This window comes from Streptomyces sp. NPDC001502 (genome assembly GCF_042894785.1).
Classification (GTDB): domain Bacteria; phylum Actinomycetota; class Actinomycetes; order Streptomycetales; family Streptomycetaceae; genus Streptomyces; species Streptomyces kutzneri.
In genome coordinates this window covers 74,455-84,515 of record NZ_JBIAVW010000033.1, presented here as the reverse complement: position 1 = coordinate 84,515, position 10,061 = coordinate 74,455, and the positions used below count along the sequence as shown (strand labels likewise).

Annotated in this window: 12 protein-coding genes; 3 read left to right on the top strand and 9 right to left on the bottom strand. The window is 72.4% G+C overall.

From position 1 onward, the window contains the following. Positions 1-490: 490 nt before the first annotated feature. Genes hisF through hisD form a run of 8 tightly spaced genes read right to left on the bottom strand, consistent with a single transcriptional unit; the run spans position 491 to position 6,198 of the window. Positions 491-1,246 (bottom strand): imidazole glycerol phosphate synthase subunit HisF, encoded by a 756-nt coding sequence (gene hisF, locus ACFY0D_RS37060; RefSeq protein WP_390802286.1) that lies wholly within the window; start codon positions 1,244-1,246, stop codon positions 491-493. Then, the gene (locus ACFY0D_RS37055; RefSeq protein WP_030009967.1) at positions 1,243-1,635 is read right to left on the bottom strand and encodes a RidA family protein; all 393 of its coding nucleotides are present in this window, start codon (positions 1,633-1,635) and stop codon (positions 1,243-1,245) included. Before ACFY0D_RS37055 ends, hisF begins: the two co-directional genes overlap by 4 nt. Next, the gene (priA, locus tag ACFY0D_RS37050; protein ID WP_030009966.1) at positions 1,632-2,363 is read right to left on the bottom strand and encodes a bifunctional 1-(5-phosphoribosyl)-5-((5-phosphoribosylamino)methylideneamino)imidazole-4-carboxamide isomerase/phosphoribosylanthranilate isomerase PriA; all 732 of its coding nucleotides are present in this window, start codon (positions 2,361-2,363) and stop codon (positions 1,632-1,634) included. The genes ACFY0D_RS37055 and priA overlap by 4 nt, the downstream gene beginning before the upstream one ends. Continuing rightward, positions 2,363-3,013, bottom strand: coding sequence for an imidazole glycerol phosphate synthase subunit HisH (gene hisH, locus ACFY0D_RS37045; RefSeq protein ID WP_390802285.1), 651 nt, complete (start codon positions 3,011-3,013; stop codon positions 2,363-2,365). Before hisH ends, priA begins: the two co-directional genes overlap by 1 nt. Next, a complete protein-coding gene (locus tag ACFY0D_RS37040; protein WP_030009964.1) occupies positions 3,010-3,177 on the bottom strand; it encodes a hypothetical protein in 168 nt (55 codons plus the stop codon). The genes hisH and ACFY0D_RS37040 overlap by 4 nt, the downstream gene beginning before the upstream one ends. Positions 3,178-3,179: 2 nt before the next feature. Continuing rightward, positions 3,180-3,773, bottom strand: a complete 594-nt coding sequence (hisB, locus tag ACFY0D_RS37035) for an imidazoleglycerol-phosphate dehydratase HisB (protein ID WP_030009963.1) — start codon at positions 3,771-3,773, stop codon at positions 3,180-3,182. Next, positions 3,770-4,879, bottom strand: a complete 1,110-nt coding sequence (locus ACFY0D_RS37030) for a histidinol-phosphate transaminase (protein WP_390802284.1) — start codon at positions 4,877-4,879, stop codon at positions 3,770-3,772. Before ACFY0D_RS37030 ends, hisB begins: the two co-directional genes overlap by 4 nt. Beyond that, on the bottom strand, positions 4,876-6,198 hold the full coding sequence (gene hisD / locus ACFY0D_RS37025) for a histidinol dehydrogenase (protein WP_390802283.1): 1,323 nt from the start codon (positions 6,196-6,198) through the stop codon (positions 4,876-4,878). Before hisD ends, ACFY0D_RS37030 begins: the two co-directional genes overlap by 4 nt. Positions 6,199-6,323: 125 nt before the next feature. Between hisD and ACFY0D_RS37020 the strand changes: the two genes are divergently transcribed. From ACFY0D_RS37020 to ybaK, 3 genes are all read left to right on the top strand, one after another. Further along, positions 6,324-7,919: an oxidoreductase gene (locus ACFY0D_RS37020; protein ID WP_390802282.1), complete on the top strand. Its 1,596-nt coding sequence runs from the start codon at positions 6,324-6,326 to the stop codon at positions 7,917-7,919. Positions 7,920-8,015: 96 nt separating this feature from the next. Beyond that, on the top strand, positions 8,016-8,753 hold the full coding sequence (locus tag ACFY0D_RS37015) for an LON peptidase substrate-binding domain-containing protein (protein ID WP_390802281.1): 738 nt from the start codon (positions 8,016-8,018) through the stop codon (positions 8,751-8,753). A gap of 10 nt (positions 8,754-8,763) precedes the next feature. After that, entirely contained in the window at positions 8,764-9,258 is a 495-nt protein-coding gene (ybaK, locus tag ACFY0D_RS37010; protein ID WP_390802280.1) for a Cys-tRNA(Pro) deacylase, read from the top strand. Between the two features lie 134 nt (positions 9,259-9,392). Here the strand turns inward: ybaK and ACFY0D_RS37005 are convergent, their stop codons facing one another. Further along, a complete protein-coding gene (locus ACFY0D_RS37005; protein ID WP_390802279.1) occupies positions 9,393-10,052 on the bottom strand; it encodes a hypothetical protein in 660 nt (219 codons plus the stop codon). Positions 10,053-10,061: the final 9 nt, after the last annotated feature.

The following is a 10,061-nucleotide window of genomic DNA, read 5'->3' as shown; positions in this document are numbered from 1 at the left end:
TGGTGCGGCCCGGTGGCCGCGCCTCAAACGCCGGCGGGGCTGGGTTTGGCCGCCTGGCCGGGGGCGTGGTCAGTCGGTCGGCGGGGCTGGGTTTGGCTCCGGTGTGGGGTGGTGCCCCTCCGGGGGCTCTCCTCGGCTCGCGCCAGGCGGCCGTGGTTCTGCCGTGCGGCCTGGGTTGCGCGCTCGTCCTGCGGGGAGCCCCCGGAGTGTCACCACCCCACGGCGGAGGGGCTCGGCCGGGGTGGGGGTGCGGGGACGGTGGGGGGTGTCCCCGCAGGACGAGCGCGCAACCACCGGGTACGGCCGAGACGGCCCGTCACGCGCGAGCCGAGGAGACACCCGCCGCCGGCCCCGCACCCCCACCCCCCGGACCCGACCCCGCCCAGACGGGCCGAACCCCAGCCCCGCCGGCGTTTGAGGCGCGGCCACCGGGCCGCACCCGGAACGGGACCCGCACCCCGAAACGGCAGGCCGCGCCGGAGGCGAAGGGTCAGCGGACGGGGTGGCCCGCTTCGCGGAGGGCGGACTTGACCTCCGAGATGCGCAGGTCGCCGAAGTGGAAGACCGACGCCGCCAGCACCGCATCGGCACCCGCTTCGATCGCCGGCGCGAAATCGGCGAGGCGGCCCGCGCCGCCCGAGGCGATCACCGGGACCGTGACGTGCTCGCGCACCGCCGCGATCATCTCGACGTCGTAGCCGTCCTTGGTGCCGTCCGCGTCCATCGAGTTGAGCAGGATCTCGCCCGCGCCCAGTTCGGCCGCCCGGTGCGCCCACTCGACGGCGTCGATGCCGGTGCCCTGCCGGCCGCCGTGCGTGGTCACCTCGAAGGTCCCGGCGGCCGTGCGGCGTGCGTCCACGGACAGGACGAGGACCTGCCGCCCGAAGCGCTCCGCGATCTCCTGGATCAGCTCGGGGCGGACGATGGCGGCCGTGTTCACGCCCACCTTGTCCGCTCCCGCGCGAAGGAGTTTGTCGACGTCGTCGGCCGTCCGGACGCCGCCGCCCACCGTGAGCGGGATGAAGACCTGCTCGGCGGTGCGGCGCACCACGTCGTACGTGGTCTCGCGGTTCCCGGAGGACGCGGTGATGTCGAGGAAGGTCAGCTCGTCGGCGCCCTCGGCGTCGTACAGCTTGGCCATCTCCACCGGGTCACCCGCGTCGCGCAGGTTCTGGAAGTTGACGCCCTTGACGACCCGGCCGTTGTCCACGTCCAGGCAGGGGATCACGCGTACGGCGAGGGTCATTCCGCCACCGCCTTGAACGCCTCGACCTCCACCTCGACGACCATGCCGGGGTCGACGAAGCCGGAGACGATGAGCATGGTCGCGGCGGGCCGGACCGCGTCGAAGAGCTGCTTGTGGGCGCGGCCCACCTCTTCGACGTCCCGGGCGTGCGTGAGGTACATCCGGGTGCGGACCACGTCCTCCGGTCCCAGGCCGGCTTCGGCGAGCGCCTTGAAGGCGACCTCGAAGGCCTTGACCGTCTGGTCGTACGGGCCGCCCGCGTCGGCCGCGGTGCAGCCGGAGACCAGGACCAGGCCGTTGGAGAGGGCCACGGCGCGCGAGTAGCCGATGACGTCCTCGTAGGCGCCGCCGGAGGAGATGCGGCGTACGTCGGTGGAGGGGTTGCTCATGCGGAGACCACCTTCAGGGCTTCTTCCAGGGTGAAGGCCTTGGCGTACAGGGCCTTGCCGACGATCGCGCCCTCGACGCCCAGCGGGACCAGCTCGGACAGCGCCCGCAGGTCGTCGAGCGAGGAGATGCCGCCGGAGGCGACGACGGGCCGGTCGGTGGCGGCGCAGACGTTCTTCAGCAGCTCCAGGTTGGGGCCGGTCAGCGTGCCGTCCTTGCCGATGTCGGTGACGACGTACCGGGCGCAGCCCTCGGAGTCCAGGCGGGCGAGGGTCTCGTAGAGGTCGCCGCCCTCGCTGGTCCAGCCGCGGCCCTTGAGGGTGGTGCCGCGGACGTCGAGGCCGATGGCGATCCTGTCGCCGTGCTCGGCGATGGCCTTGGCGGCCCACTCGGGGGTCTCCAGGGCGGCGGTGCCCAGGTTGACGCGGGTGCAGCCGGTGGCGAGGGCCGCGGCGAGCGTGGCGTCGTCGCGGATGCCGCCGGAGAGCTCGACCTTGATGTCCATGGCGCGGGTGATCTCGGCGACGAGGGCGCGGTTGTCGCCGGTGCCGAAGGCGGCGTCCAGGTCGACCAGGTGCAGCCATTCGGCGCCGGAGCGCTGCCAGGCGAGGGCCGCTTCCAGCGGGGAGCCGTAGGAGGTCTCGCTGCCGGACACCCCGTGCACGAGGCGGACGGCCTGTCCGTCGCGGACGTCGACCGCGGGCAGGAGTTCGAGCGTGGGTGCGGTCATCACAGGGTCTCGATCCAGTTGGTGAGGAGCTGGGCGCCGGCGTCGCCGGACTTCTCGGGGTGGAACTGCGTGGCCCACAGGGCCCGGTTCTCCACCGCCGCCACGAAACGCTCGCCGTGGGTGGCCCAGGTGACCTTGGGGGCGCGGATCAGCGGGTTGGTGATCTCAAGGGTCCAGTCGCGCGCCGCGTAGGAGTGCACGAAGTAGAACCGGGCGTCGGCGTCCAGGCCCTTGAAGGCCTGGCTGTCGGCCGGGGACTCGACGGTGTTCCAGCCCATGTGGGGGACGATCGGGGCCTTGAGCGGGCCGACCGTGCCGGGCCACTCGTCCAGGCCCTCGGTCTCGACCCCGTGCTCGATGCCGCGCTCGAAGAGGATCTGCATGCCGACGCAGATGCCCATGACCGGGCGGCCGCCGGAGAGCCGGCGGCCGATGATCCAGTCACCGCGGGCGTCCTTGAGGCCCTGCATGCAGGCGGAGAAGGCGCCGACGCCGGGGACGAGGAGTCCGTCGGCGTCCATGGCCTTGTCGTAGTCGCGGGTGATCTCGACGTTCGCGCCGACGCGGGCGAGGGCCCGCTCGGCGGAGCGGACGTTTCCGAAGCCGTAGTCGAAGACGACGACGTTCTTGGTGGGGCGGACTGCGCTCATTCCCAAATTCCCTGGATTCGCAGGACTCCGGCGGCGAGGCACATCGCGGAGGCGAGGGCCAGCAGGATGATGACCGACTTGGGCATCTTCTGCTTCTGGAAGGAGTAGACGCCACCGGCCAGGAACAGGCCGAGGACGATCAGGATGGTGTTCAGGCCGTTCACGGCTAGAGGGCGCCCTTCGTGGAGGGCAGGATGCCGGCCGCGCGCGGATCGAACTCGGCGGCGTAGCGCAGGGCCCGGGCGAGGGCCTTGAACTGGCACTCCACGATGTGGTGGGCGTTGCGGCCGTACGGGACGTGGATGTGCAGGGCGATCTGGGCCTGCGCGACGAAGGACTCGAAGATGTGCCGGGTCATCGTCGTGTCGTACGTGCCGATCATCGGCGCCATGTTCTCGGGCTCGGTGTGCACGAGGTAGGGGCGGCCGGACAGGTCGACGGTCACCTGGGCGAGGGACTCGTCGAGCGGCACGGTGCAGTTGCCGAAGCGGTAGATGCCGACCTTGTCGCCGAGGGCCTGCTTGAAGGCGGCGCCCAGCGCGAGCGCGCTGTCCTCGATGGTGTGGTGGCTGTCGATGTGCAGGTCGCCCTCGGTCTTGACGGTGAGGTCGAAGAGGCCGTGGCGGCCGAGCTGGTCGAGCATGTGGTCGTAGAAGCCCACGCCCGTCGAGACGTCGACCTGGCCGGTGCCGTCGAGGTTTATCTCGACGACGACCGAGGTCTCCTTGGTGGTCCGTTCGACCCGTCCGATGCGGCTCATGCGTGCTGCTCCTTCTTCAGTGCGCGAACCGCTTCCAGGAACGCGTCGTTCTCCGCCGGGGTGCCCGCGGTGACCCGCAGCCATCCCGGTACGCCGTTGTCGCGGACCAGGACACCCTGGTCGAGGATCTTCTGCCAGGCGGTGTGCGAGTCCTCGAACTTCCCGAACTGGATGAAGTTCGCGTCGGAATCGGTGACCTCGAAGCCGATGGCCCGCAGTTCGACGACCAGGCGGTCGCGCTCGGCCTTGAGCTGCTCGACGTAGCCGAGCAGGGTGTCGGTGTGTTCCAGGGCTGCCAGTGCGGTGGCCTGGGTGACGGCCGACAGGTGGTACGGCAGGCGCACCAGCTGGACGGCGTCGACGACGGCGGGGTGCGCCGCCAGGTAGCCCAGGCGCAGACCGGCCGCGCCGAAGGCCTTGGACATGGTCCGGGAGACCACCATGTTGGGGCGGCCCTCGATGAGGGGCAGCAGCGAGTCCCGGTGGCTGAACTCCACGTAGGCCTCGTCGACGATGACGAGGGAGGGCTTGGCGGCCTGCGCGGCCTCGTAGAGGGCGAGGACCGTCTCGGCCTCGACCGCGGTGCCCGTGGGGTTGTTGGGCGAGGTGATGAAGACGACGTCGGGGGCGTTCTCGGTGATCGCCAGCTCGGCCGCCTCCACGTCGATCGTGAAGTCCTCGCGGCGCGGCCCGGAGATCCAGCCGGTGCCGGTGCCGCGGGAGATCAGCGCGTGCATCGAGTAGGAGGGCTCGAACCCGAGCGCGGTGCGGCCGGGCCCGCCGAAGGTCTGCAGCAGCTGCTGGATGACCTCGTTGGAACCGTTGGCGGCCCATACGTTCTCCCGCGCGACCGGGTGCTTGCCCGTACGGGTGAGGTAGGCGGCCAGCTCGGTGCGCAGCTCGACCGCGTCCCGGTCGGGGTAGCGGTTGAGGGTGCGGGCGGCCTCGGCCACCCGCTCGGCGATCCGCGCGACGAGCTCGGCGGGGAGCTCGTACGGGTTCTCGTTGGTGTTCAGCTGGACGGGCACGTCGAGCTGCGGGGCGCCGTACGGGGTCTTGCCGCGCAGCTCGTCCCGGATGGGCAGGTCGTCGATGCCGAAGCTCACTGGGTGGGCACCTTCCATCCGAAGCGCGCCTTCAGGGCGGCGCCGTGTGCGGGCAGGTCCTCGGCCTCGGCCAGCGTCACCACGTGGTGGGTGACCTCGGCGAGGGCGTCCCGCGTGTAGTCGACGATGTGGATGCCGCGCAGGAAGGACTGCACGGACAGGCCGGAGGAGTGGCAGGCGCAGCCGCCGGTGGGCAGCACGTGGTTCGAGCCGGCGCAGTAGTCGCCGAGCGAGACCGGGGCCCACGGGCCGACGAAGATCGCGCCGGCGTTGCGTACGCGGGCGGCCCAGGCGGCGGCGTCGGCGGTCTGGATCTCCAGGTGCTCGGCGCCGTAGGCGTCGACGACCTTCAGGCCGTCCTCCAGGCTGTCGACCAGCACGATCGCGGACTGCTTGCCGGCGAGGGCGGGCTTGATCCGGTCCTCGACGTGCTTGGTCGCGGCGACCTGCGGCTCCAGCTCCTTCTCCACGGCGTCCGCGAGCTCCGCGGAGTCCGTGACGAGCACGGCGGCGGCCAGTGGGTCGTGCTCGGCCTGGCTGATCAGGTCGGCGGCGACGTGCACCGGGTCGGCCGTGGAGTCGGCGAGGACGGCGATCTCGGTCGGGCCGGCCTCGGTGTCGATGCCGATCTTCCCGGTGAAGTAGCGCTTGGCGGCGGCGACCCAGATGTTGCCGGGGCCGGTCACCATGTTGGAGGGAAGACAGTCTTCGGTCCCGTACGCGAACATCGCCACGGCCTGCGCACCGCCCACCGCGTACACCTCGTCCACGCCGAGCAGCGCGCACGCGGCGAGGATCGTCGGGTGCGGCAGACCACCGAACTCCTTCTGCGGCGGGGACGCGAGCGCGATCGACTCGACGCCCGCCTCCTGGGCCGGGACGACGTTCATGACGACGGAGGACGGGTAGACCGAGCGGCCGCCCGGGGCGTACAGCCCCACGCGCTCCACCGGAACCCACTTCTCGGTCACGGTGCCGCCGGGGACCACCTGGGTGGTGTGTTCGGTGCGGCGCTGATTGCGGTGCACGATCCGGGCGCGCCGGATCGACTCCTCCAGGGCGGCGCGGACGGCCGGGTCCAGCTGCTCCAGGGCGGCCTTGATGGCCTCCGCGGGTACCCGGACCTGCGAGAGCTCGACCCCGTCGAACTTCTGCGCGTACTCGATCAGCGCCGCCGTGCCACGATGATGGACGTCCTCGCAGATGGGCCGCACCTTCTCCAGGGCAGCTTCAACGTCGAACTCGGCACGGGGCAGCAGATCGCGCAGGGCGCCACCCTCGGGGAGGGCGTCACCGCGCAGGTCGATACGAGAGATCACCTCACAATTCTCTCAGACCGCTTCGCGCCACCGTCCGCCTGTATCACTGGCTGATACAGGCCCCGGATGTCACAGGCGCCCGATAGCGTTCCCCTACACGTAGATGACAGCGGAGGGGGGCCGCCGTGACCGAGGCGCGCACGGACGAGGAACCGGCGGATCTCACCGCTTCGGAACGCCGCATGTGGGACGCGTACCGCACGGGCAGCATCTGCGATCTCAGCACCCGCGCCGCCGACCGGGACGATCCGCACGCCGAGCACGTCTGGGGGCCCGAGCGCAGCGTCCGCGCCCGGGTGGTCGCCCGGCTGCTGCTGCACGGGCCGCCGCCGGTGCCGGGCCGGGTGGCCTCCCTCAAGCTGCGCGGGGTGCGGATCAGCGGGCGGCTGGAACTGTCCGGCGGTGCGGTGGCCCCGTACGTGGAGCTGCAGTCCTGCCGCTTCGACAGCGAGATCCAGCTGTCGGAGGCCCGCTTCGGCACGCTGCGCCTGATCAACTGCGCGATACCGCGGCTGGAGGCCGCCCGGCTGCACACGGAGGGCGATCTGCATCTGCCGCGCTGCCGGGTGGCGCGCGGGATCCGGCTGACGGACGCGCAGATCGGTACCGATCTGCTGGTCAGCCAGGCCGTGGTGCAGCGGGACAACAAGGGGCGGGCGATCGCCGCGGACGGGATGTCCGTCGCGCAGGACTTCCAGGGCGAGCTGCTGGAGACGTACGGGGAGCTGAGCCTGCGCGGGGCGAAGGTCGGCGTGTCGATGAACCTGCGCGGGGCCCGCCTGCGCAACCCGTACGGGCGGTACGCGCTGAACGCCCCGCAGCTGACGGTCGAGCGCACCCTGTACCTGACCTCCATCGCGCTGGACTACGCGGCGGGTGTGGGTTCGTCCACTCCCCCCTACGGGCTGGCGGCGACGCCCACGCGCGGTCAGCGGGCCCAGCGCTTCGAGTGCCGGGGCGGGCTGCGGCTGGACGACGGCCGCTTCGGGGACGCCATCGACTTCTACGGCGCCCGGTTCACGCTCACCGACGAGCAGGAGATATCCCTGCGCCGGATCCAGACCCCCGAGTTCCGTTTCGTCGGCGAGCGGCCGGAGCACGGGCGGGTGGTGGTGTCCGGGGCCAAGGTGGTCAAGCTCGTCGACACCTCCACGAGCTGGCCGGGCCCGGGCGGGGTGTCCATCGAGGGCTTCGTCTACGAGAACCTGGCGCCCCGGGGCCATTTCCCGCTCTCCCGCCGCCTGGAGTGGGTGGAGGCGGCGACTCCCGAGTACTCGCCGGAGCCGTACGAGCGGCTGGCCGCCGTACTGCGGGCCAGCGGCGAGGACCAGGACGCCCGCGAGGTGCTGCTGGCCAAGCAGCGGCGGCGCCGGGCCACGCTGCCGCCGGCACCGAAGGCGTGGGGGTACCTGCAGGACTGGACGGTGGTCTACGGCTACCGGCCGGGCCGGGCCGCGCTGTGGATGGCGGTGCTGTGGGCGGCGGGGACGCTGCTGTTCTCCCAGCTCCACCCGCCGGCGATCAAGGAGGACGAGCATCCGCAGTGGAGCGCCGCCCTGTACGCGCTGGACCTGCTGCTCCCGGTGATCGACCTCGGCCAGCAGGGCCAGTGGAAGCTGGAGGGCGGCTGGCAGTGGGGTGCGGCGGGCCTGGTCGTCATGGGCTGGATCCTGGCCACGACGGTGGCGGCGGGGGCCTCCCGGCTCCTGCGGCGGGGGTGACGGCGGCGGGGGTCGGCCGACGGATCGCGCATGTGACGCCGTCCGCCCCTCAAACGCCGGACACCCTCGGTGGTCCGGGCGATTACCCTGTGCCTCGTGACCACCGTTCGCCTGCCCCTCTTCCCGCTGAATTCGGTGCTGTTCCCGGGACTCGTCCTCCCGCTGAACATCTTCGAGGAGCGTTATCGCGCCATGATGCGCGAGCTGCTGAAGACGGGCGAGGACGAGCCGCGCCGTTTCGCGGTCGTCGCGATCCGCGACGGCCGGGAGGTCGCGCCGACCGCGCCCGGCCTGCCCGACCAGACGGCCCTGCCCGAGCGGGGCCCGGCGGCGGGCTTCGGCCCCGACCCCATCCAGGCCTTCCACCGGGTGGGCTGCATCGCCGATGCGGCGACCGTCCGGGAGCGGGAGGACGGCAGCTTCGAGGTCCTGGCGACCGGTACGACGCGGGTCCGCCTCGTCTCGGTCGACGCCTCGGGCCCCTTCCTGACGGCGGAGCTGGAAGAGCTCCCGGAGGACGCGGGCGACGGCGCGGGAGTCCTGGCCGAGGGGGTGCTGCGGGCCTTCCGCAACTACCAGAAGCGGCTGGCCGGGGCGCGCGAGCGGTCCCTGACGGGCGCGGAGCTCCCCGACGAGCCCTCGGTGGTCTCCTACCTGGTGGCAGCGGCGGCGGTGCTGGACATTCCGGCGAAGCAGCGGCTGCTCCAGGCCCCGGACACCGCGACCCGGCTGGCGGAGGAGCTGAAGCTGCTGCGCACGGAGACGGCGGTGATCCGTCACCTCCCGTCCCTGCCGGCGGTGGACCTGACCCGTACCCCGACGAGCCCGAACTGAGCGCACACCGATGGCGAAGAAGTCCAAGCAGGCGGCAGGCACCCCGGCGATCGTCGCCCTGACGGCGGCGGGGGTCGCGTTCACCACGCACGCGTACGAGCACGACCCGGCCCATCCCTCGTACGGGGAGGAGGCCGCGCAGGCGCTCGGCGTCTCGCCCGCCCAGGTCTTCAAGACCCTGGTCGCGGACGTGGACGGCGTCCTGACGGTGGCGGTGGTCCCGGTCTCGGGATCGCTGGACCTCAAGGCCCTGGCGTCGGCGGTCGGCGGCAAGCGTGCGGCGATGGCCGATCCGGCCCTGGCGGAGCGCACCACGGGCTACGTCCTCGGCGGCATCTCCCCGCTGGGGCAGCGCAAGCGGCTGCGCACGGTGATCGACGCGTCGGCCTCGGCGCACCCCACGATCTGCTGCTCGGCGGGCCGCCGCGGCCTGGAGATCGAACTCTCCCCGTCGGACCTGACCACCCTCACGGCCGCCACCCTGGCCCCGATCGCCCGCGCGTAGCCTGCGGCGCCGCCGCACTTTGAGCCTCGCCGGCGTTTGAGGCGCGGGGTCCGGGGGCGGAGCCCCGGGAAACGGAGAAAGGGCGGGGCGGGGACCGGCTCCGCGCAGCGGCGGTCCCGCACCACCCGGCAGGGTCAGGCGCGCGGGGCCTCCGGGGCCGAGGGCGCCGCGTCGGCGGGCGGCGGCACCTGGTAGTACCCCGACCAGCCGAACACCGGCACGGGATCCGGATCCCGCGGGGTCCACAACGCGGTCAGCCCCAGATGCAGCAGCACGGCGGTCATCGGCCAGGCCAACAGCGCCCCGTGCGCGAGCAGCTCCAGCGGCGCGTCGAACGGAACCCCCTTGCCCGCCTGCTTCGCGGCCGCGACCAGGTCCGACGTCGGCCCCAGCCACAGCCCGAACCGCCACCCCACCAGCGCTCCGAAGACGGATCCGACCGCCAGCCCGATCACCAGCGGCACACCGCCGGCCCGTCGCCACAGGAAGGTGCCGACGGCGCTGAGCACGCCCAGCCCCAGCGACAGCAGGAAGAAGGTGCCGTCGGAGGCGATCCGCGCCTCGCTCTCGCTGTTGCGCAGGAACACGGCCTCCCCGTTGGAGACGTACTGCACCCGGGGGGCCAGCCACAGCCACAGCAGGCCGAGGAGCAGTCCGGCCGCCCCGAGGAGCAGGGCGATAACGGCACCGTCCCGGACGTCCTCCGGGGTGATCGCCCCGGCGGCGGCTCCCCGCTTCTCGGGCGGGAGCGACGTCGGGTCGAGGGGGGACGGCGGGGTCACGGCTTCGGTCACCCCCACATC